This window comes from Dactylosporangium salmoneum (genome assembly GCF_039532525.1).
Lineage (GTDB): Bacteria > Actinomycetota > Actinomycetes > Mycobacteriales > Micromonosporaceae > Dactylosporangium > Dactylosporangium salmoneum.
Window position 1 is genome coordinate 111,771 of record NZ_BAAARV010000006.1, and the last position, 22,188, is coordinate 133,958.

The 22,188-nt window shown below is 71.5% G+C and carries 19 protein-coding genes; 8 read left to right on the forward strand and 11 right to left on the reverse strand.

The genetic code is table 11. The features are described from left to right. Positions 1–65: 65 nt before the first annotated feature. Positions 66–650, reverse strand: a complete 585-nt coding sequence (locus ABD352_RS05370) for an RNA polymerase sigma factor (RefSeq protein ID WP_344611078.1) — start codon at positions 648–650, stop codon at positions 66–68. 138 nt (positions 651–788) lie between these two features. Between ABD352_RS05370 and ABD352_RS05375 the strand changes: the two genes are divergently transcribed. Genes ABD352_RS05375 through amaP form a run of 7 tightly spaced genes read left to right on the forward strand, consistent with a single transcriptional unit; the run spans position 789 to position 3,584 of the window. Beyond that, positions 789–1,283 (forward strand): Asp23/Gls24 family envelope stress response protein, encoded by a 495-nt coding sequence (locus ABD352_RS05375; RefSeq protein WP_344611079.1) that lies wholly within the window; start codon positions 789–791, stop codon positions 1,281–1,283. Further along, on the forward strand, positions 1,280–1,633 hold the full coding sequence (locus tag ABD352_RS05380) for a hypothetical protein (protein WP_344611080.1): 354 nt from the start codon (positions 1,280–1,282) through the stop codon (positions 1,631–1,633). Before ABD352_RS05375 ends, ABD352_RS05380 begins: the two co-directional genes overlap by 4 nt. Next, positions 1,630–1,860 (forward strand): hypothetical protein, encoded by a 231-nt coding sequence (locus tag ABD352_RS05385; RefSeq protein WP_344611081.1) that lies wholly within the window; start codon positions 1,630–1,632, stop codon positions 1,858–1,860. The genes ABD352_RS05380 and ABD352_RS05385 overlap by 4 nt, the downstream gene beginning before the upstream one ends. A 50-nt stretch (positions 1,861–1,910) precedes the next feature. After that, a complete protein-coding gene (locus ABD352_RS05390) occupies positions 1,911–2,090 on the forward strand; it encodes a hypothetical protein (protein ID WP_344611082.1) in 180 nt (59 codons plus the stop codon). Further along, positions 2,087–2,449 (forward strand): Asp23/Gls24 family envelope stress response protein, encoded by a 363-nt coding sequence (locus tag ABD352_RS05395; protein WP_344611083.1) that lies wholly within the window; start codon positions 2,087–2,089, stop codon positions 2,447–2,449. Before ABD352_RS05390 ends, ABD352_RS05395 begins: the two co-directional genes overlap by 4 nt. Positions 2,450–2,472: 23 nt before the next feature. After that, positions 2,473–3,009, forward strand: a complete 537-nt coding sequence (locus ABD352_RS05400; protein ID WP_344611084.1) for a DUF6286 domain-containing protein — start codon at positions 2,473–2,475, stop codon at positions 3,007–3,009. Further along, positions 3,009–3,584, forward strand: a complete 576-nt coding sequence (amaP, locus tag ABD352_RS05405) for an alkaline shock response membrane anchor protein AmaP (RefSeq protein WP_344611085.1) — start codon at positions 3,009–3,011, stop codon at positions 3,582–3,584. Before ABD352_RS05400 ends, amaP begins: the two co-directional genes overlap by 1 nt. Positions 3,585–4,285: 701 nt before the next feature. Here amaP and ABD352_RS05410 read toward each other — a convergent pair. After that, a complete protein-coding gene (locus tag ABD352_RS05410) occupies positions 4,286–5,221 on the reverse strand; it encodes a hypothetical protein (RefSeq protein WP_344611086.1) in 936 nt (311 codons plus the stop codon). A gap of 935 nt (positions 5,222–6,156) precedes the next feature. On the opposite strand from ABD352_RS05410, the gene ABD352_RS05415 reads away from it, so the two are divergent. Further along, entirely contained in the window at positions 6,157–9,294 is a 3,138-nt protein-coding gene (locus ABD352_RS05415) for an NACHT domain-containing protein (protein ID WP_344611087.1), read from the forward strand. A gap of 292 nt (positions 9,295–9,586) precedes the next feature. Here ABD352_RS05415 and ABD352_RS05420 read toward each other — a convergent pair whose 3' ends face one another. From ABD352_RS05420 to ABD352_RS05460, 9 genes are all read right to left on the reverse strand, one after another. Continuing rightward, the gene (locus tag ABD352_RS05420; protein WP_344611088.1) at positions 9,587–9,970 is read right to left on the reverse strand and encodes a hypothetical protein; all 384 of its coding nucleotides are present in this window, start codon (positions 9,968–9,970) and stop codon (positions 9,587–9,589) included. Continuing rightward, a complete protein-coding gene (locus tag ABD352_RS05425; protein WP_344611089.1) occupies positions 9,951–13,376 on the reverse strand; it encodes a DEAD/DEAH box helicase family protein in 3,426 nt (1,141 codons plus the stop codon). The genes ABD352_RS05420 and ABD352_RS05425 overlap by 20 nt, the downstream gene beginning before the upstream one ends. Then, complete coding sequence (locus tag ABD352_RS05430; RefSeq protein ID WP_344611090.1) at positions 13,373–15,331, reverse strand: hypothetical protein; 1,959 nt, start codon at positions 15,329–15,331, stop codon at positions 13,373–13,375. The genes ABD352_RS05425 and ABD352_RS05430 overlap by 4 nt, the downstream gene beginning before the upstream one ends. Then, positions 15,328–16,587: a hypothetical protein gene (locus ABD352_RS05435; RefSeq protein WP_344611091.1), complete on the reverse strand. Its 1,260-nt coding sequence runs from the start codon at positions 16,585–16,587 to the stop codon at positions 15,328–15,330. Before ABD352_RS05435 ends, ABD352_RS05430 begins: the two co-directional genes overlap by 4 nt. 104 nt (positions 16,588–16,691) lie before the next feature. Continuing rightward, positions 16,692–16,856 carry a hypothetical protein gene (locus ABD352_RS05440; protein WP_344611092.1) on the reverse strand — a complete coding sequence of 55 codons (165 nt, stop codon included), beginning with the start codon at positions 16,854–16,856 and terminating at the stop codon, positions 16,692–16,694. Positions 16,857–16,967: 111 nt separating this feature from the next. Continuing rightward, a complete protein-coding gene (locus ABD352_RS05445; protein WP_344611093.1) occupies positions 16,968–18,791 on the reverse strand; it encodes a sensor histidine kinase in 1,824 nt (607 codons plus the stop codon). A 276-nt stretch (positions 18,792–19,067) separates the two neighbouring features. Then, positions 19,068–19,970 carry a carbohydrate ABC transporter permease gene (locus ABD352_RS05450; RefSeq protein ID WP_344611094.1) on the reverse strand — a complete coding sequence of 301 codons (903 nt, stop codon included), beginning with the start codon at positions 19,968–19,970 and terminating at the stop codon, positions 19,068–19,070. Next, complete coding sequence (locus tag ABD352_RS05455; RefSeq protein ID WP_344611095.1) at positions 19,967–20,863, reverse strand: carbohydrate ABC transporter permease; 897 nt, start codon at positions 20,861–20,863, stop codon at positions 19,967–19,969. Before ABD352_RS05455 ends, ABD352_RS05450 begins: the two co-directional genes overlap by 4 nt. After that, a complete protein-coding gene (locus tag ABD352_RS05460) occupies positions 20,863–22,173 on the reverse strand; it encodes an ABC transporter substrate-binding protein (RefSeq protein WP_344611096.1) in 1,311 nt (436 codons plus the stop codon). Before ABD352_RS05460 ends, ABD352_RS05455 begins: the two co-directional genes overlap by 1 nt. Between the last annotated feature and the right edge of the window lie 15 nt (positions 22,174–22,188).

Sequence of the window (22,188 nt, forward strand, 5' to 3'; positions counted from 1 at the left end):
GACCACGGAGGAACAACCGCGCCACCACGGACAGGTCCAGGCTCGGGACGGGGGTTGACGCACGGTCACCTCCAGTCGTGCAGCCTGGTGGCGAGCGTGCGCCGGGCGCGGTACAGGTGGCTGCGGATCGCCGGCACGGTGCTGTGGGTGATCTCAGCGATGTCGTCGTAGCTGAGTCCCTCGAACTGGTACAGGACCAGCGCGACGCGCTGGGCGGCGGGCAGCTCGGCGACGGCCTCGGTGACCGCGGCGGCGGCCAGGTGCTCTTCGGCCTGCTCCGCGGGGCCGCGTGCTGGATCGGCCGGTTCGGCCACCGCGTCGAGCGGCCGGGTCCGGGCGGTGCGAGTGCGCTTGTTCAGCGCCCGGGTGGTGACGATGCGGTACAGCCAGGTGGCGAAGCTGGCCTCGCCCCGGAAGGTGGGCAGGGCCAGCCACGCGGCCAGCAGCGCCTCCTGGGTGACGTCCTCGGCGTCCTCGCGTCTTCCCAGCAGTCCAAGGGCGACCCGGTAGGCGCGCGGGGCATGGCGTTCGACGAGGGTGCGGTAAGCGTCGAGGCAGCCGTCCCGCGCGCGTCGCACCAGCAGCGTGTCGTCGACCGGACCCTTGGCGATCCGGGCCGGCCGGATGGCGGTGGGGGAGCGGTCGCCCATATGCACTGACGTGCCCACGGGCGCGCAAAGAAATCCTGCGGCCGGTGCGCGACGTTTTGCCGTCGCCGGTGTCGAAGAGGTGGTGGCCGCGAGGCCGCGTGTCCTCGTGGCCCTCGATCACGAAGGAGCACTCGTCCCATGACCCAGACTCAGACCCCGCCGCGAACCGGCGTGACCGCCGAGACGAAGCCGGCGCCCCGCGGGGGCACAGAGGTCAAAGGCCCGATCCAGCAGAACCGGCTCGCCACCGAGGAGGGCAGGATCAGCGTCGCTGAAGGCGTGGTACAGAAGATCGCCGGCATCGCGTGCCGGGAAGTCAGCGGCGTGTACGCCATGGGTACCGGCGGCAGCCGCGCGTTCGGGGCGCTGCGGGAGCGAATCCCGGGCAGTGCCGGGCCCAACGTCGCTCAGGGCGTCGGCGTCGAGGTGGGGGAGACGCAGGCTGCGGTCGACCTGGACATCGTCGTCGAGTACGGGGTCGGCATCGCCGATCTCGGCCGTGGCGTCCAGCGTAACGTCAAGCAGTCCATCGAGCGGATGACCGGCCTGGAGGTCGTCGAGGTCAACATCAACGTCGACGACGTCCACCTGCCCGAGACCGACGAGGCGCGCGGCGAGTCGCGGGTGTCATGACGACCGCTCCCACTTCGCCGGTGGCCGTGGTGAACGGCGTCGACGTGTCGGCGGTGGCGGCTGCCGTGGAGGCCTGCCCCGCCGTGGCCGGCCTGCTCGTCGGCCCCCGCGGCGGCCCGGCGACCTATCTGCCCGGGCAGCAGGTCGGCGGGGTGCGAGTCAGGCCGCACACGGTGGAGATCGCGATCCGTGCCCGGTGGGGCGTGCCCGCCGCGGAGGTCGCCGAGCAGATTCGCCACGCGTTGCGGGCCCTCGCGCCGGGCCGGCGCGTCGACGTGGTCATCGCCGACCTGACCGACCCGCCGCCCGCCGGGCCGGCGGTCCGGAAGGCGACGCAGTGGAAGCAGTGAACGACGAATTGCAGCGCCAGGCGCGGCGACGGGCGTTCATCCGGGCCCACCATCCCGACCGTGGCGGCGACGCGGCGGTCTTCATCGCCGGCTTGGCGGCGTTCGACGGGCCCGCTGCGCCGCCAATATCCCGGCGGGTCCGGGTGATCGTCGTGCGCCACCGGCCGTTGCTGGTCCGGCTGCTGCGGATCCTGGCGCGGCGCCGCCGACCGACGCGGGTCCGCTAGCCGGCCCGCACCGTTTCCGCCCGCACTCTTTCGGCAAGGACGTGAGAGCAATGAACCGCATCGCCTTCGGTACCGCGATCGGCATGGCGCTGGGATTCGCGGTGGCCTTCGGCAGCGTCGGCCAGATGCTGATCGTCGCGCTGTTCACCGCGCTCGGCTACGGCGTCGCCAAGGTGGTCGCTGGCGACGTGGACCTGCGCAGCTACCGCATCACCCGGAGCGGCAAATGATGCCGGCCGGCGCGCAGCCCGGTGCGGTGGTGCCGTCGCCCGGGTCGATCAGCATTGCCGAGAAGGTGGTGGCGAAGCTCGCCTCGCTTGCGGCGCTGGAAATGCCCGACGCCGCAGCCACCGCCCAGCGCGCCCTCGGCCGGACGAGGCCCAGGGCATCGGCCCGCGTCGAGGGCGATGTCGCCGTCATAGACTTGGAGATCGGCGTGCGCTGGCCGGCGTCGGTGCCGCAGGTCACCGCCGCGGTTCGCCGTCATGTTCGGGAACGGCTGACATCTCTGACCGGCCTGACGATCGCCGAGGTTCGCATCGTCGTGACCGACCTGGCCACGGGGATCCCGCCGTCGCGGGTGCGCTAGCGGGCATGGGCAGGAGGCACGCTGTGAGACTGGTCAACCGGCTGCTCGCCCTGATCGTGAGCCTCGCGCTCGTCGCGGGCGCGGTGGTGGTCGTGGTCGACGTCGTCGCCGTCCTGACGGGCAATCGGCCCATCGCCGTGGATTGGCTCGCCGCGTACCGGTGGGCCGGCCACGTGACGTGGGCCAGCCGCGAGGTCCGGCTCATCTGCCTGCTGCTCGCCGTGGTCGGGCTAGTGCTCCTGGGCATGGAGCTCAAACTGCGCCGGCCCGCCAGGTTGACCATTGACAGCGACAACCCCGCCACCGACGCCGCGTACACCCGCCGCGGCGTCGGGCAGGCGGTCCGGGACGCGGTCACCGACGTTGCCGGCGTTGACGACGCTGCTGTCACCCTCCGGCGCCGACGCCTCCGCGTCCGCGCGAAGGCGGTCGCGCGCGAGCCGGCACCGGCGGCCGCGCTGCGCGACAGCGTCACGCAGGCCGCGCGGTCCCGCCTCGACGCTCTCGAGCTGCGCCGGTCCCCGAAGCTGACCGTGCGAATCTCCGCCAGGGCGCACTGATGCATGCCGACCGCGCCAACCGCGTCGCGCTGGCCATCCTCGGACTGGTCCTGCTCGGTCTGGGTGTGGCCGGACTCCTGCTCGGGGCGGGAGTCTTCGGTGGGCCTGCGGCGCACCGAACCCTGGTGGACAACGACGTCGTCCGCTTCGTCATCTCGCAACGCGACTGGCTATGGCCCGTGCTGGCGGTGCTCGCGGTCGTCGTCGCGCTCCTGGCGCTGCGCTGGCTGCTCGCCGTCCTGTTCTCCACCGGGCGGCTCGCCGGCATCCGCGTGGCCGGGGATCGCGCCGCCGGGCGTACCACCCTCGTCTCCGCCGCGCTGGTCGACGCCGTCTCCAGTGAGATCGAACAGTACCGCGGCGTGCGCTCCGCCCGCACCGGCGTGGAAGGCGACCCGGCCGATCCGCGGCTGGCCGTCACCGTCCGTGCCGACCGCGACGCAGACCTCGCGGCCCTGCACCACGACATCGAACACAACGCCCTCGCCCACGCCCGGCACGCCCTCGACGCGCCCGACCTGCCCATCCGGCTGAACCTCACCACCGCCCGACGCCGCGGCCCGCGAGTCACCTGACGGCCGCTCGACCCGATCCGCCCGACCACCCGGGCACGACGCCTGTGCGCTGTGAGTCGAGCATCAACGACGCTCCTTAGCTTGATCCTCAACCTGCAGCGAGTCCGACTCCAGTTTGGTTCGCCAAGACAATTTGGACATTTAGATCGATCCCTGGAGCCCGGCTCGATTAGCTGGACTTTCGTGTTCCAGGCAGCAGCAAGTCGCCCACAACGGGAGGCTTGTCCGGTTTGCCTTATACGAGCGGCACTCACGGATGTGTGGCTGCCGCGGGCTGCACAGCAGGAGTGGGCTCGCTGGGCCCTAGAACAACTGGGCACATCCGCCGCAGGCGTGCCTCGCCGGCGGTGAGCGTGGATAGCAGCGACATGCGCAGCGCCTGTTCATCGCGGACAGCGCGGGTGCGGGCAGGAGCCAGCAGCGCGCCTCAGCGTCCACTCCGACGGTCGGGCGACATCACGCAGCGCCACAGCTGCTCCGGTTGCCCTGCTCGCTCCGCGGCGGCGATGGGGAGCAGGTGCGCGCGACAGACCGTCGAGGTCTCTGTCCAAACCGGCCCACCGCAGCAGCGCCGCAGCGGCCCCCTGCTGCGCACGCTGATCCGGCCGGGTCGTCCTTGGTGCCTGCTGCCGGCCCTGCGGCAAGGCGGGGTGGGGGACCTCGCCATCTGGTAGTGCATGATCCGTGCCGTACGGGGCGTTTCAGGCGGCGGCCGCGGCCTGGATCATCTCAGAAGCGTTGAGGATCGAGGACCTGTCCTTGTGGCCTCGCTCGTAGTCGAGCACCGCGCGGACCTGGTCGTCGTCCGCGTCCCGCAAGCGGGAACGGATCTCCATAACGGTCATCGTGTCGTATCCCGGCCAAGGCTCTCTGCCTTGCAGGTTGCGGATGGTCTCCACGATCGGGGTGCGGTTGTGGGTCGCGCACTCATAGGCATTGACCGTGGCCAACTCCCCCTGGGAGAGTCGCGTCAGCGAGTCCCGGATCTGCTCGACGGAGAGGCTGTCGTAGTCGGGGATGATGGTCCGCGCCTCCAGCCGCGCCTCGTACGGCATGGCCCGGCTTCGAGCGAACCGCAGCACGTCGACGGCTGCGTCCCTGAGTTGGTACATGCTCTCACGCAGCTGCGGCAGCCGAAGCATCTGGACCGCGCCGATACTCTGGATCTGGTAGGCCAATTCGCCCTTGAACTCTCCGAAGATCACCGCCCCGGCTAGGCGATCCAGCGCCGTGAAGCACTCGGACAGCATGTCTTCGCTCTCTGCGCGCAGGTCGACGGCGAGTTTTGCGGTGACCTCGTCTCTGCAGGTCTGGGCAATCTGCTCCAACGCCCGATAGTTAGCGTCCAGCACGGCTGCGGCTGCGCACAGGTCGCGGGTGTTCTTCAACACTCGGTCTTCGACGTCCGGACCACGCAACAGCTGCAAGGGTACGGCCGACAAGGCGGCGACCTGCCCGCCGATCATCAGGGCTGCGTTGACGCCCAGGTGTTGCAGGCTGCGGCGAGCCCCGAGTTCACCGAGCCGATCGGACACCCGATACGCCCGCTCGCGGGAGCGTCGCCGCTGGGACTCCAGCCGCCGCCGATAGTCGCCCTCAGCGGTGACGGCGATGTTGGCGGCGAGGAGGGTGGTCACGGCGTACTCGGCCGCTCGCGTTTCCTGCAGGTACTGAATGATTTCTCTCGGGCAGTCGCCATAGCGCTTACTCCTTGGAATCGAAGAATCGCGGTGGGATCTGACGCAGATCGGTGCCGAGTTCGGCTACTCCCGCGTGTAGCGGGCCGGCAGACAACCATGTCGGCCGATTGTTCGTAGATGCTCGCGCTTTGTGCCGCGCCGCCGCGTCACCTCAGGTGGCCGGCGCTGCAGCAGCTGCGCGAGCAGCTTCTTGACGCTCCTCATTGCGGATGCAGTTCGGAACGCAGCGATGCGACACGGGCGCACATGCGCCGACACCGCCCGCCTCACACTTCGTGCCGGCAGCGCGACCGATCCACCGATGCCCCGCATCGTGGTGAAGTCCGGAGTTTGGCGTCCAACGGCAGCCGGACGCGAGGCTGCCCATACTGCGGGCCGCTCCCGCGGCTGCGGCGATGCGAACGCGCTGATCGACATGCCATCCCTCGTGAAATTCGCGACCTGCACCGTCCGAATCCGATGGCCCGCTACTGCCGTCAGAAGCCTATGCAGTCGGCTGAGCATCCTGCATCCGAATCGGGTACCACGGGGGAACGAAAGAACGGGTGACCACCGGGGCCAGTGCTCCGCGTCGACTTCACCTGGCCCGTCCTGTTCCGTGCCACCGCAATGCATACGCACCTTTCTGATGTCCGGTGTCGAGCCGGACGAGGGCGAGACGCCGGGTCACCGTCGGCGAGTTCGCAGGAGTCAAGGGCTGATCAGCGGCTGGACGTCAGTCGGTGGTCGTGTCGTAGGGCAGGCCGATCACCACGCTACGGCGAGCGACTAACTGCTCGGGCCGGGATTCCGGTTGCGGCCGTGACCGTCGTGCCCGCCTGGCGTGACCTTGCTACCGTGCAACGGACCCATCCGGCTCGACGGGAGGATCGATGCACCGGGAGCCGTCGCTGACCTTTCTCGGTGCGCTGCAGATCCTCGGCGGCCACGACCGGTCGCGGTTGGAGAAGCTCAACGCCATGCTCGGCGCGGGCACCGTACCCGCCGCCGCGCAAGGCACGCTCACCTGGTCCGGGCTCGCGGAGCCGCCGCGGGCCGCGGCCGCCGTGTGGGCGTGGGTCGACCCGAAGCGCGAGACCTTGCGGGTGCTGCGGGGGCTGGTGAACACGGCCGCCCGCAAGGTCGGCGATGCCCAGGGGTTCGAGCGGCAGCAGCTCATCGCCGCCGCGCACACCGCGCTCGTCGTGGGCACGTTCGCCGAGGCGCTGCAGGAGCGGGTGGCCGGGATTCCCTTCGCGAAGGCGGACGTTGCCGAGAAGGCGCTCAACGAGCTCACCGAGCGCCAGCCGGCGCTCACGCGGCTCTACCTCGCGGAGGTGCCGCTGCCCGGCGTGGGCCGGGGCTTCGAGCAGAACGTGCCCGACGTCCGCGGCTGGCTGTCCGAACTGGCGGCCCGCACCGACCGGTTCCTGTCCGGCCTCGACCGGTGGGATGCGTTCTCCAGGGTGACGATGGCCGGCCTGGCCGAGGCCGCGGTCGTGCGGTACCGGTCGCACTACGCACGGTTGGCCGCGAGCGTGCCCGAGTTCATGGTGTGGGCCGAGCTCGACGACGCCAGGGCCGAGGTGCGGGAGGTGCAGGCCGCGCTGGCCCGCGTCGAGGCGCTGCTGCGCCGCTCGCCCGCGGAGACGCTCCCCGATCTACGGGCGGCCGTGCATCGGGCCAACCGGGGCGCGCTGGCCGAGCCGATCGTGCGCCGCGGCACCGACGGGCTCGGCAACGACGCCGTGGTGTTCCCGGCCGTCGAGGAGATCTACGTCAACCCGCGGTACCGGATCGCCCGCCACGACTCGAGCGCGCGGCCCGGCGACGAGTCCTGGTGGGGCGAACACGCCGTGCGCGACGACCTGGACAGCCTGCTCAGCGCGCACCTGACCTCGGTCGAGGCCAGCCACGTGCCGATGCTGCTGCTCGGCCACCCCGGCGCCGGGAAGTCGCTGCTGACCCGGGTGCTCGCGGCCCGCCTGCCGGCCCGCGACTACACCGCCGTGCGGGTGCCGCTGCGGCACGTCGGGGCCAACCGGCCGGTCCACGAGCAGATCCAGCAGGCCCTGCACCAGGCCACCGACGGGCGGGTGGAATGGGGGCCGCTGCTGACCCAGAGCCAGCCGACGCTGCGGGTGATCCTGCTCGACGGGCTCGACGAGCTGCTGCAGGCCGCCGACGGGTACCTCGGCAACTACCTCGAGCTCGTCGCCGACTTCCAGCGCCGGGCGCTGGACCAGCGGGAGCCGGTCGCCGTCCTGGTCACCTCGCGCACCGTGGTGGCCGACCAGGTCGACGTCCCGCACGGCACCGTCATGGTGAAGCTGGAGGACTTCGCGCCCACCCAGATCGAGGCCTGGCTGGACGTGTGGCGGAGCACCAACGAGGCCGGGATCGCGGCCGGGACGGTCGGCGTGCTGGAGCCGCGGCGGGCCGTCGACCACCTGGAGTTCGCCAAGCAGCCGCTGCTGCTCATGCTGCTGGCCCTCTACTCGTCCGACCCGGCCGCGCCGCCGCTGCAGGCCGGGCTCGCGAGCGTCGAGCTGTACCGGCGGCTGCTGCGCCCGTTCGCCCGGCGCGAGGTCGGCAAGGCGCCGGAGCCGAAGGACGAGGCGGAGACCGTCCGCCAGATGGAGCAGCACCTGCGCCAGCTCGGTGTCGCGGCGCTGGGCATGTTCAACCGCGGCCGGCAGTACATCACGATGCAGGAGCTCGACGACGACCTGCGCCACCTGCGCGTGCACGAGGGCAACGGCGGCGAGCAGGTCGTCGGCTCGTTCTACTTCATCCACGTCGCCGAGGCTCAGCTCACCGGCGCCGGCGGCGCGGGCCGCTGCTACGAGTTCATGCACGCCACCTTCGGCGAGTACCTCGTCGCCGACATGCTCGTCGGCGCCCTGCGCGACCTCGCCCACGAGGCCTACGGCCGCCCGCGGGCGACCGGCGAGCTGCGCGACGACCGGCTGCACGCGCTGTTGTCGCACCGCCCCCTGGCCAGCAGCCGTCCAACCCTGACCTTCGCCGTGGACCTGATCGAGGAGCTCGCCGAGGAGGAGCGCCGGCACGTCGTCACGGCCCTCGACCGGCTCATCGGCGGCTTCCACCAGCGCGACCAGGAGACCCGCTACGCGGCGTACCGTCCGCTGGGCATCGACCACCTACGACAGCTGGCGGCGTACTCCGCCAACCTCGTGGCACTGCGCGTGTCGATCGCCCGCGGCCAGGCGGTGCCGCTGAGCACCCTGTGGCCGGACGGCGACCTGCTCAAGCGGTGGCGCTCGACCGTCTCCCTGTGGAGCTCGGGCCTGGACACCGAGGGATGGCACGCCATGCTCGCACTGCTCAGTCGTGGCGGCGTCGTCGGCGTCCGCCTCACAGCGGCCCATGACGCGCTGCCTGTCGACGTGCAGCACGCCCGACTGGCCTGCGAAATTGACCGCGACGCGATTCTGCGCGCCGGCATCGCCGCGCTCCACGGGGACTGGCTCGCCGCGCCGGGCGACTTGTGGGACGACGTCATGGCGTACTGGGCGATCGCCGAGCTGGTCAACGACGACGACAGATTGCCGGCCGAGCTGCCCCGTCCGTCGGACCCGTCCGACCGGCTGGGAGCGCCGACCGCGGCCATGCTGTGGCGGGTGCTGCGCCTGCGTGGCTCCCGGATGCAGGGCCGCGAGATCCGCGACCTCGTCGGCCACCTGCTGGACTCCCGGCCGGCGGTGATGATCGACCCGTACGCGCTGGCCGCGGCCGTCGCCGCGCACAGCCTGCTGCTCGAGCAGATCCCCCTGCTGCGCGACCCGGCGACCTACGACCGGGCCGCCTCGGCGCCGTTGATCCTGCGGCACGCCGAGGGGTACGAGCGCGACAAGCGGCTCCAGGCGCTGCATCACGCGATCATCCGGCATCGCCAGCCCAGCGGCGTCGTCGCGACCCAGCGGGAACAGCCGGACGAGGCGATGGCGCACGACGCCGTCGAGCAGTGGCTGCGCCGGGCCGGATCGACGGTCGGCACGGTCTGGTGAACGTCAATATCATGGGGTGATGCTTCGTCGGGGGAGTGCCGGGGGCCCGGTCATCAAGTCCCCCCTCGCGCTGCGGCGCGGTCCCGGCCACCCAGCACGGCTGGCGCAGCGCCTGGACCGTGGCCACCGGCGACCCCGGCGCACCCACCCGCCTCGGGGGCGGCCACCCAGCCGCCTCGGGGGCGGCCACCCAGCCGCGTCGGGGGCGGCCGGCCAGCCGCCGGCTGCGGCGAAGGCAGCGAGAGCGGCAGGCCGCGGCGGATCGATGTTGCGCTCGTGGCCCGGCTGGGGCTCAACGGCGGTCGCGGCCGGTCAGCTGGAGTTCGTAGCGGTCGGCCTCGCGGGCGATGGTCCGGACCAGGGCTTGGAACGCCTTCGCGGTCAGACCGGCGCGTGGGGTCCAGCCGTGTGCGACGAGCGCTCCGGACCCGTCGATGCGGTAGCCGACCAGCCGGCTGTGCCGGTTGCGGGACCAGACCATGCCATACGGTTCGTCGAGGCCCTGGACGACATTCCAGCCGACGATCGTCGCGGTCAGCAGGTAGCCGTCGTCGGTCTCGTGGACGCGGACGCGGTGTGAGCGGCCGTTGTCGAAGGCGACCCTGATGCGCGTGCCCTCGACGGAGAGGTCGTTGGCGGTGCACAGGCGGTGCCAGTCAGCGGCGGTGTCGGGCATCGTGCTCCAGCTCCGATCTGAACTCGGCGAGCCGGCGGTCGCGCTCCGGCAGGTGTTCCGCCTCCAACGCGTCGGCCTGGGCGGTGACCCGGCGGATCAGTGCACCTGCCCGCGCCGAGTCGTGGGCGGCCGCGGTCAGCAGTACGTCCTCCTCGACCGTGATGTCGTAGGTGGCCTCCGCGCGGACCGGGAACGCACCGAGGCGGACAGGCGCGGTCTCGGTCGACGCGGCCAGTTCGTCCCAGCGGCCGTTTCGGCCGATGAGCCCGACCGGGCTCACGCAGTGCACCAGCAGGTGGCCGGATTCCCAGCCGACCTGCAGGCTGAATGGCTGCTGCCGGCCCGATTCCAGCTTTGCGGTGCCGAGTAACAGGCCGCGGCGAGGCTGAACGGGCTCCCATTCGACCGCGAGCCCGCCCAGCCGGGGCCGGGCGAGCGCATCGAAGCGGTCGAGCAGCGCCTGGGCCTGCGACGCGTCGATCGGCCGGTCGGGGCCGGCGAGGTGCTCGGGGCGGACCGGAAATGCGGTGGCGAGCAGTTCGGCCGGCGGGGCCGGTATGCGGTCGTCGGCCAGCGCCTCCGCCGCGATGTCGATGTGGCTGTCGGCGTCGACCGCCCGGCCCAGGCCCTCGTGCATGAGCTGGGCGAAGTCGTTCAGGCGCCGCAGCACGCGCCGGGCCTGCAGGCGCTCCACGGTGTCGACCAGGTGTGGGTAGTACACCTGCAGCAGCTCGTCGTCGGTCGGTGGGGAGGTGAGGGCGGTGAGTCTCCGCTCGGTCGCCGAGCGGACCCGGTCGATGCGGCCGATGCGTTGTTCGATCGCCGACGGCGTCCAGGCCAGGCCGTAGTGGTACACGTCCGAGCAGAACGTGTGGAGGTCCTCGCCCTCTTGCAGCAGGTCGGTGCAGATGAGTACCAGCGGGTAGCCGGGCAGGCGGAACTGCTGCACGAGGGTGCGGTTGACCTGGCCGGCCATGCCGCCGACCGGGCGCTGGGCGCGAAAGAGCAGGGTGGCCAGGGCCGATGCCTCAACGAGCGGCCGCTGCCGGATCTCGGGCAGGTTGGTGTCCAGGATGAGATCGTGGTGGTCGGCCACGGCGGTGAGCTCGGCGAGGCTCGACCAGCTGTCGCCGCCGTCGTCCAGCCGGCGCTGGAGCTCGTCGAGGAATGCCGTGGCGATGCCGGCGCCGGGCTCGATCGCCGCGGCGCCGCGCAGCCCGGGTAGGTGGTCCGTGATCGTGCAGTACAGGTCGATGAAACTGTGGCCGAGGCGGGCCGCGGCGGAGAGCAGCTGGGCCCGGATGTACCCGTCGCGGAACGTCTGGGCGGGGTCGTTGCCGGCGGGTGGGGCCGGCCAGAGGGCCTCCCGTAGCGCCTTGCGGCGGCGCAGCTCGGTGAAGAAGGTCTCGGTCTCCAGCAGTTCCGGGTCGGCGCTGCCGGTGGCCGGCTTGCCGCGCTGGCCGCGGTACAGGTCGTTCCAGATAGCCGCGGCGAGGGGCCGGTGCGGGCCCTCGGCGTGGGCGAGAAGCTCCAGCGCGGCGGCCTGCATCGCGTCGAAGCGGGCGCCGCGGGTTGGCTGCTTGGCCGACTCGCTGAGGTAGCGGCGGGACAGCTCGCGCAGCTCGACGGCAAGGTCCTCGCCGGAGGCGCCGAGCACCTCGGTGAGAGCGGCCCGCACGCCGTTGCGCGGCGCGTCGAGAACGGCCATGACGTGGTTGTCGTCGAAGAACGTGCCGAGCGGACCGCCGCGATTGCGGAATCGTTCCTGGATGGTCGCCCCGCTGACCAGGCCGTCGGGGCCGCCGCCGCGAAAGAACCAGGCGAAGAACGTGTCGGTGCCCCCGGCGTCCTCGTCGGCGCTGGCCGGGGCGGCCCGGGTCGCGTCGGCACGCTGGTCGGCGAGGAAGCGGGCGCGGGCCTCGTCGAGTACGTCGCGGTGACGGGGCGCCAGACGGTGCTCGAGGCGGTCGAAGAGCCAGCGGTTGTACTCGTCGTTGAGTCGCTGCTGCAGCTCCCCGACAGAGGCGACCCGACGGACGAAGACGAGGCCTTTGCGCCCGTTGTGCCATGCCGTCCGGAGCCGGGCGACGAGCGCGTCCATCTTCGGGTGCGGCAGGTCGGTGCCGAAGGTGTCGCGGTGGTCGCGCGCGAGGGCGTCGAGCATCGGCACGTCGACGCCGCTGCGCTCGTCCTCGCGGTCGGTCTGGTCGGCCCCGTCGAAGTTCACCGGCTCCGCGGCCGGGTCATCCGGATCGAGGTGCACTTTGCTGGTCTGCTGGAACGACTCGAACGATGCGAGCATGCCCACCTGGAAGCGGGTGCCGAACCGCTCATGGCCGAGCAGTTCGGCGACCTTCTTCTGCACCAGGGCCACGGTGAGTCGTTCGCGGTCGTCGGTGATCCGGATCGGCTCGTCGTGCTCGCGCAGGCCGCCTTGGCGCCACTCCCGGCGGTACAGATTCTTCGTCATCGGCCGGCCGTGAACCGACAGGGCGGTCGAGCGGCGGATGAGGAACTCGCCAACGGCGGCACGGCGGCGCTGCTCGTCCGCGGCGGCGTCGAGCAGCACGCGGAACGGCTCACCGAGGCCGAAGACGTCGAGCTGATGCCATAGCTGGCTGTAGTCGTCGTCGACCGGCGTGGCCGAGATGAGCAGCACCTTGCCGGCCCGCGGTCCGTACTTCGGGCGCAGCTGCCCCTCGATGTCGTCGCGGGCCCGGCCGAGCACAGTGGCAAGCACCTGGTTGCGCGACGAGGCGTGCCGGCCGTAGCCATGCTTGAGGTTGTGTGCCTCGTCGATGATGACGAGATCGAAGCGGGGCAGCACGGTGTTGATCGCCTGTGCGAACCGGTCCTTTACCGTTTCCGCGGGCGCTCGCAGGTCGACGAGGTCGTCGGCGAGCCAGGGGATGTGTCGTCGCAGGCGGTCGCGGAACGTGCGCCGCTGTTGCGGGTCGGACTTCAGGGGGAGCCTGAAGCTCGGCAGCCGCACGAAGAAGTCGCGGTCGGCGTCCAGGGCCGTTTCGTGCAGCAGGTCGATCAGTCCGTTGCAGTGCACTGCGGGCCGGGTCGGCACGCCGGGCGGCATCCGCACCCGCAGGTCGTCGAAGACGACGTTCTTCTCGGTGAAGACCAGCCGCTCGCGCTGCCATTTGCGTTGGATGTTCTCCCGCGGGGCGACGACGAGCACCCGCAGGTCGGGGCGGAAGTGCCGCAGCAGCGCGACCACGCCCAGCGCCACGTAGGTCTTGCCCATCCCGACCTCGTCGGCCAGATAGGCGAAGCCGTGCCGCTGCATGATGTTGTGCAGGGCAACGGCGCCGTCCAGTTGGTCGTCGGCCAGCTTCCGGTTGATCAGAGCGCCGTTGAAGTTCAGCAGCCGGGCCGCGGTCGCCACGTTGATCATGCTGGCTGCTCCGCGCTCTCGTGCAGGAAGTGGGCCTCGTACCAGTTCAGGAACCCGTCCATGTCCGGACCGTTGCTGTCGACGATGCCGCGGCGCAGGGCGTCCTGGACGGTCAGAGCCGTCTCCAGCCGGGTTGTGCCGGCAGGGTCACCGGCCCAGAAGTCCGGCCAGTCCCGGCGGATCCGGTCGGCGACCTGCCGGGCGCACAGCACCATGAGGTATCGGTCCACCGGATCACCGGCCTCGTCCCGGGCCACTCGCTCGACAAGCACCGGCAGCGAGTCGTACTTCGCGCCGAACATGCGGTATCGCGCCTCTTCGTCCCGGCCTTCGCTCAGCGCCTCAGTGACGGAGCGGGCCAGGGCGGCGAAGCCGTGGAACACACCGGCGAACCGGTCGAAGATCGTGTCAGCGCCCCCCGGCTCGGCCGGAACAGGCGCATCCGTGTGGTCGATCAGGGCCCTGCCGTGTTCGGCGATGACCGCGTCCCGTTGCTCCGGGCTCAGCAGCGACCAGTACCGCAGAATCTCCGCCGCCGTCAGGTCGACCAGTACCGACGGGCGATGGGCCATGCCGGTCTCCAGCACCAGGACGATTCCGCACCGTGGTCCGTCGTGAACCGTCAGCATGCTGGACTGGCGCAGCCGGGCAGCGAGCGCGTCGGTGGCCTCCGCCGGCAGCGGCGTCCAAGTTTCCGGTGGCAGGTCGCGCACCTCGAATACCGGCAGCCCGCCCTCTTCGGCCCGCAGGATCGGGCTCGGACCGTCACCGCCCCACAGCACCTCGGCACGATGCTCGGCCCAGTCGTAGCGCACCGCGAGCGGGATCAGGTCGTAGCCGCCGTCCTCGTCCTCGCCGGCCGCCCGCGCGAACACCGGACGTTCGGTGACCTCCTCGAGCCAGAACCGCCGGCGTCGCCGACCGGCCGGCCCATCGACAAGCACGCCCGACTCGACGTTGCCGGCCGCCTGATGAGCGGGCCGGGTCAGGTTGAACGAGCCGACGAAGACGAACTCGCGGTCCGGGCCGAAGAAGCGGTAGGTCTTGGCGTGTACGGTGCGCTGTCGTGCCTTCGGGTCACCGCCGGCGGTGACGGCGCCGGGCAGCCGGCCCCAGGTACCGCCATGTTGCCGTACCCAGTCGAACAGTTGCTCCGGGCAGACGGCGGTATCACGGTCCTCCGGCAGGAGGATCCGCCAGCGGTTCGGTTGAAACCGGCTCAGCAGCTGTTCGAGCGGGGCCGGAGCGTCGAGGTATGGCGAGATGATCTCCAGGTCCAGCCCGTGCAGGTCAGCGCCGGCCGCGTCCTCGAAGAGCTGGGGCAGGCTCCGCCCGCCCACCCGGCCGTTGGCCAGGAAACGCCGCCGCGACTCGCGGGGTAGCGCGGCCAGGAAGTCGCGGATTTCGTCCAGCGGAGTGTGTGGCTTGAAGTGCTCCGCCAGCGCACTGACATGGCCGAGCAGGCCCATCAGGCCGTCGCGCAGCGCGGCCGGTTCCTCGGCCCGGAGGCACTCGACGTGCACGCATTCGACGTTGTGCCACCAGCCGGCCTGGGTCAGGTTCGCCGAGCCGGTGACCACGACCAGCTCGCGCCGCCCCTGCGCATCCTCGATCAGCACGAGCACGAGCTTCGGGTGGAAGAAGCCGGTGGAGGGAAGGACCGGGATCCGCCGGACGTCCAGCACGGCCGGTCCGCGGTCACCTTCGACGAGCGCGCGCGGGTCGTAGTAGACGGCGACCTTGCCCGACAACGGGCGGAGTGCGTCTTCGAGCTGCAATCGGCGGATGTGCGAGTTGTGGTGCAGCGTGCGGTCGAACAGGACGGGCAGCACCTCCTGTTCGAAGAAGCCCGGCTCGAACCGGAACGTGCAGAAGACCGCGGCGACGACTCGCCGCCCATCCACCGCGGCCTGCACCGCGTCCGTCAGCACCCGGTGCGGGATCGCGTCGCTCACTCGGCACCTCCGTGTACGGCGGCCAGCACCGATCGCACTGACGGGATGAAGTACGGATAGACCCAGCGCTCGGCGACCGTGTCGGCGCCGAACAGATCGGACGGCTCCTGCCGGAACCGGACCCGGACCCGCCGCTGGGCGGTGATCTCCACCCACGGCATGGCGCCACCCCGTTCTCGCATCACCTCGGTGTTGCGCGTGACCAGGGCCGCGATCAGCGCCGGGTAGTCGCCTTCCAGCAGCGTGCGCGTCACCTCGCGCCAGCTCGCCGGAAGGGCGCCGGCCGCGGCGCGCCGGACGGTGCCGAGCCGTTCGCCCCACTGCTCGCGCAGGTCGTCAACCACCGCGTCCACCGCGACTTCGTCGCGGGTCAGCAGGTAGTCGAACAACATCGTGGCCGGCGCCAGCACCGACTCGCAGGCGGCGATGTCGTGCAGGTGGGCGGTGATATCCGCCGACCCGGTCCGTTCGGCCGCCGCGGCGAGTTCGTCGACGAACGGCAGGGACAGCCCTGGCCAGTCGGCGGCGTAGGGCTCCAACAGGGCGGCGAAGCGTCGCTGCCGCCCGTGAGTGGGGTCGTTCGTGCCGCCGTGCACGAGGTGTTCCTCGTAGAACCTCGTCTCCGCCACGCTCGGCGGTGTGGCGAAGACCGCCGCCACCGCGGCCAATCGCGGGTTGGGACGCAGGTCGAACGACACTCCCCGGTCGTCGCCCAGCTTTGCGACGAGCTCGCTCGCGTCGCGGCCCCATGCCGGTGCCAGGCGCGGGATGTAGGTGGCATCCACGAATGCGGCCGTCCGCGGGGTCAGCCGAGCCGGCAGTCCCGCCTCGAGGAGGCCGGACGCGCGGGCCGGCGACGAGTAGTTGCCGTACACGCCGTTGGACTTCTGGTTGCCGAGGATCTGCTCGGAGGGCTGCGCCGACAGGTGCACGCTCGGGGCGCCGGCCCGCGACGCGACGCGCAACAGGCCGAAGAAGCCGCGGTGACCGTGCACGACGTGCCGGGCGTAGGCAGCCATCTGCTCCCACACGAGGAAGGCGTCCTCGAGCGATGCCGCCCTGCCCGACTCGACGGCGCGCCCGGCCAGTCGGAGACCCACCAGCAGGGTGACGAATCCGGCCAGCGACGAGGTGACGGTCGTCAGGTTGCCGATCAGCGGACGACCGGCTGCCGACCACACCGCCTGGGCGCCAAGGGCGTCCCGGGACCCCTTTACTCGTGCGCGCGGATCGAGGTCGGTCAGGAAATAGGACAACGATCCTCCACGGCGGTACGAGGCTCACAGTCTCGTTGATCCGTGACCGGTATTGGGTGACCGAACGCACTATGTCGACTCAGTCGTCCGGCTGGCAGATAGTCCTACTGCGATCCGGCGTGGTCGGCTGCGGAGGCGAGGCCCACGCGGGCGGCGATCGCCGCCACCGGCAGGTCCGTTGGTTCGAGCAGGGGGCGGTCGGCGGTCGGCGCCGGGCCGGCCCCAAGACGTTCCGCCACCCGCAGGTCGGCGACCTGGTGCTCGCCCACCAGGCGTGGCACCTGGACGACTCGGCGACCCGGCTCAGCCTCTTCCAGCCCGAGCCTGACTCGGTCGACAAGGTGGCGCTGCTGGCCCACAGTCTGGCGAGGTGGATGAGGTCACGTTCCGCTGAACGACCAGCCGGCCTCCGTGCCCTGCCGGTCGTGGCCCTTCATGGGCAGCGTCACGTTGAGGGACGTGCCGCGGCCGGCCGGGCTGGTCAGCGTCAGCGTGCCACCGAGTGCCTCGACGCGGTCGCGCACGCCGGCCAGGCCGGAGCTCGGATACAGGTCCGCGCCGCCGGCGCCGTCGTCGTGGACGGTCACGCTGAGGACCTCGCACTGCACCGATTCGTCGGCCGCCGATCGGCCGGCGACGATGTCGAGCTCCACGTCGATCGCGGAGGTGTCGGGGTGTGCGGCGGAGCTGGCGAGCCCCTCGGAGACCACGTGGTAGGCGGCGACCTCGACGCAACCCGGCAGCTGACGATCCGGCCGGCCGCGGACCGCCACCGGGACCGGGCAGCGGCGGGCGAGTGCCTTGATCGCCGACACCAGCCCGCCCTGGGAGAGGATCGCGGGATGGATGCCGCGGACGATCCGCTGGAGTTCTTCGAAGGCGCCGGACAGCCCCGCGGCGGTGTCCATCAGCCGGGACCGCAGCTCGCCGGCCTCCTGGGGGACCAGCGCCTCGGCGGCGCGCAACTCGAGCCCGAGCGAGACGAGCCGCTGCTGCACGCGGTCATGGAGCTCGCGTTCGATGCCGCGGCGGGCCTCATCCTCGGCGAAGACGAGCCGGGCCCGGGACGCGGTGAGCTGCGTGCGGCTCTCCGTGTTGGCGATCGCGGTGGCGACGAGCTTGGTGAACTGGGCGAGCTCGTGCTCGATGCCGGGTGGCAGTGGTCCGGCGCTCCACAGGGCGACGAGGACGCCCCAGACCAGGCCGTCGACGATGATCGGCGCGGCGGCGGAGGCATGGATGCCCTCGGCGCGGGCGAGGTCGGTGAGCGGTCCGCTTCTGCCCTCGTACGAATCCATGCGGGCCGGGCGGGAGTCGCGCAGCACGAGCCCCACGACGCCGCCGGAGGAGCCGAACCGCCTGCCGAGCATCGGCTCGGCTCCCGTCCTGCTGTACTCGGCGACGACGGACACCGTGCTCGGACCCTCCCGGCGCATCACCCGGGCGGCGTCCGATGCGAACAGCTCGGCCGTCTCGGCGGCGACCGCGGCGGCGAGCTCGGCGGGGGCGACGCCGTGGGCCACGAGCTCCGTCACCCGCCGCAGCGCCGCCTGTTGCGCGAGGAGCGCATGCAGCTCGGCCCGGCTCGCCTGCAGCGTGCCGGCGGCCCGCAACACCGTCGCCAGGCCGGGCACCACCCCGTCCCGCAGGCGCTGCATGACCCGGTCCGGCAGGTCGGCGGGCACGACGAGCGCGCCGGGACGCAGCGGCAGCTGGATCCGGCCGTCGCGGGGCGGTACCGCGTCGAGCACGATCTCCGCGTGCGGCAGCTGCATGGCGTGCGCGATCCGGTCCGAGGCCGCCGGAAGTACCGCTCGCACGTCATCGGCGTCGAGGATCAGCCGGGTCAGCTGGGCGACCGCGTCGCTCTCCCGGCGCCGTTCGACGGTCTCGAGCGCCCGCCTGCGGGCCAGTTGCGCCACCGAGCTGGCGACCCCGGCGGTTATGAGGAACACCGAGAGCCCGAGCCAGTCCCGCCAGTCCTCCGCGTCGAAGCTCCAGACCGGTGGGGTGTGGAAGAAGTCGAACGCGAACGCGCTGACGATCGACGTCCCCACGCCCAGCCACAGGCCCCACACAATGGAGACGACGAGGACGCCGGGCAGGTAGACGACGGCCAGGGCACCCATGGGAGCGGCCCGCCCGAGTGGGTACACGAGCAGGGTCTCCACGACGATGAACCCGGCGGCGACCGCGATCCCCATGGCGGGTGACGGCGGACTGAGTCGTACCAGCCGCGATGCAAGGCGTCCGTGCATCAATCGGTCCCCTTGTCGAACACGTCTTCCGCCCGTGGCGGGGCAGGCAGAGCCCGCGGCCGGGCAGAACCCGCGGCCGGGCAGAGCCCGCGGCTGTGCAGGCAGAGCCGGTCGGGCAGAGGCAACGAGTCTGATGCTAGGGCGGCGGGCACCGGACGCCGGACTCGTGGCGCTCCGGGCGCCGCGGACCACCCCGGGATTCACCCGGGACCGAAGAGGCCATCAGCGAACCGCGCCCGTGACGAGATCGATGTTCCAGTACCGCTGCAACGACAGGAACAGCGCGATGACCGGCAGCACGGAGAGCAGCGTGCCGGTGATGACCAGCGAGTAGAGGGAGGCCTCGGCCGCGCCGTGCCGCAGCAGGCTGTAGAGGCCGACTGTGAGCGGGAACTTCGTGTCGTCGGCGACCATGACGAACGGCAACAGGAAATTGTTCCAGATCGCGATGAACTGCAGCAGGAACACGGTGATCAGGCCGGGCGCCATGAGCCGCAGGCCGACGGACCAGAAGAGCCGTGACTCGCCGGCCCCGTCGATCCGCCCGGCCTCCAGCAATGCGTCGTCGACCGCGGCGGCGGCGTAGATGCGGCACAGGTAGATGCCGTACGGGTTGAACAGCTGCGGCAGGATCACGCCGGCGTAGCTGTCGGTCAGCCCCACGTGGGACAGCAACAGGTACTGCGGGATCGCCAGCACGATCTGCGGCAGCAGGACGCCGGCCAGGATGACGTTGAACAGCGCGCGCCGGCCCGCGAACTCGTACTTGGCCAGCGCGTACCCGGTCGCGGCGGAGATCGCCGAGGCCAGGACCCCGCCGACGCAGGCATACAGGAAGCTGTTGCCCATCCAGCGCCAGAAGATCCCGCCGTGGTACGCCGAGAGCTCGCGGACGTTGCGCACCAGCCCGCCGTCGAGGCTCGGCAGGTACGTCGCCGTGGCGAACAGCTGCGCCGGGGACTTGGTGGCGGCGATGAGGATCCACAGCGCCGGCACGATGCAGTACACGGCGCCGAGGACCAGGGCGGCGGTCGGCAGCAGGGCCACGCTGCGCCGCCCGGGGCGCTGCGGCGGGAGGCCGGGGCGGGTGCGCGGCGGGGCGGGCGCCACGGTCGTGGCGCTCACCGGTCGCCCCCGGCGATGCGGGCCTGCACCACGCGCGCGGCGGCGAACGACACGAGCAGCGCCACCACGGCGAGGACCACGGAGGTGGCCGCGGCCGAGTAGATGTCGGAGTTGACGAACGCGTCGGTGTACACCTTCATGAGCGGCACCCAGGTGGAGGAGATGGCGTTGGACAGCGGCTTGAGGGTGTTGGGCTCGTTGAACAGCTGCGCCGAGGCGAGCACGGTGAACAGGGTGCACATGGTGATCGCCGGCAGCACGAGCGGCACCTTGATGCGCAGCGCGATCTGCAGCTCGGAGCTGCCGTCGACGCGGGCCGCCTCGTAGATCTCCGGCGGCAGGGCGCGCAGCGCGGTGTAGATGACCACCATGTTGAAGCCGGCCGCGCCCCACACCGCAATGTTCGCCACCGACGCGTAGACGGCGGCGGGGCCGAAGTAGTCGACGTGGTCGCCGCCGATGGGGCTGGTCGCGGGCAGGTACATGAAGCCCCACAGCAGGGTCGCGATCACGCCGGGCACCGCGTACGGCAGGAAGATCAGCAGCCGGGCGACCCGGGTGAAGCGGGCCCGGGCGGTGTCCAGCAGCAGGGCGAACAGCAGCGCCAGCCCGATGGTGACCGGGATGGTGACCGCGCCGACCGCGAGCATCCGTAGGACGCTCGACCACAGCTCGCGGTCGGCGAGCACCTGGCGGTAGTTGTCCAGGCCGACCCAGACCACCTCGGAGCCGGCGCCGAGCAGTCCCCCGGACACCTTGCGCCGCTGCAGGCTCAGCAGCACGGCGTAGGCGCCCGGGGCCACGATGAACAGCGCGAACAGCAGCGTGGCCGGCAGCACCAGGAAGTACGGCAGGGCGCTGCGCCGCCGCCGGCGCGTCGGTGGTGTGGTCATCATCCGACCTTGAAGCCGAGCTTCTTCATGTCGGCCGTGGTGCTGTCCTGGATGGTGTCGAGCGCGGCGCCGAAGGAGGTGCCGTTCTGCAGCGCCGCGCCGAACGCGTCGGTGTAGCCGCGGAAGGTGACGGTGACGTTCGGGCCCCAGATCGAGAAGCTGCGCGCCGACGGGGCGACGGACTTGACGACCGTGTAGAAGTCCGGCTGGTTGGGCAGGAACGCCGGCGGCTTCTGCAGGATCGGCAGCGACCGCCCCGACGTCGAGGCGGGGTACACGTTGATGTTCTCCACCTGGGCGGCCACGGCCGTGTCGTCGGCGTTGAGCCAGGACACGAACTGGGCGGCCTGGGCCGGGTGGGCGGAGTCGGCCGTGACCGTCACCGCCGAGCCGCCCCAGATGCCGGTGGTCTTGTCGCCGGCGGTCCAGGCCGGCAGCGGCGCCGCCGCCCACTTGCCCTTGGTCCCGGGCGCGATACCGCCGAGCTGGGCGGGGGCCCAGGCGCCGGAGATCCAGGTGGCGATGCTGCCGTCGTTCATCTGCTTGTTCCACTGCGGCGAGAACGACGGGTTCTTCAGCACGGTGCCGTTGCCGACCAGGCCCTCCCAGTAGCCGGCGACCTTCTTCGACGCCTGGCCGTTGATGTCGACCTTCCACGTCGTGCCGTCGGCCGTCCACCAGTCGGCGCCGGCCTGCTGGACCAGGCCGGTGAACCAGCCGGGGTCGGCGGCGTCGAAGTTGGTCATCGACACGTTCGGGGCCTTCTGGTGCAGCGTCGAGGCCTCCTGGGCGTACTGCTCCCAGGTCGCCGGCACCGCCAGCCCGTACTGCTGGAAGATGTCGGCGCGGTAGAAGAGCATCAGCGGCGCGACGTCCTGCGGGATGCCGTACACCTTGCCCTCGAACGTCGTCGCGCGCAGGGTCGCCGCGTCGAAGTTGGTCACCGCCTGTTTGGTGTACCCGGTGATGTCCCGCACCACGCCGTTGGAGACGAGCGCGGGCAGCGACTGGTACTCGACCTTGGCGATGTCCGGGCCGTTCCTGGCCTGGTGCGCGGTGATCATCTTGGCGACGAGCTGGTCGCCGCCGGCCGGGTTGGAGACGGTGACGTGGATGTCGGGGTGGGCGTCGTTCCACAGCGCGACGACCTTGTCCATGTTGGGGTCCCAGTCCCAGAAGGTCAGCTCGACCTTCCCGCCGGCGCTGCCGGAGGGGCCGGGGGTGTCCTTGTCGCCGGAGCAGCCGGCCGCCAGGGCGAGCGCGGCGGCGAGCACGCCGGCCAGCACCGGCTTTCGGAAGGGAGTGTTCATGGCGGTTCCTCACTC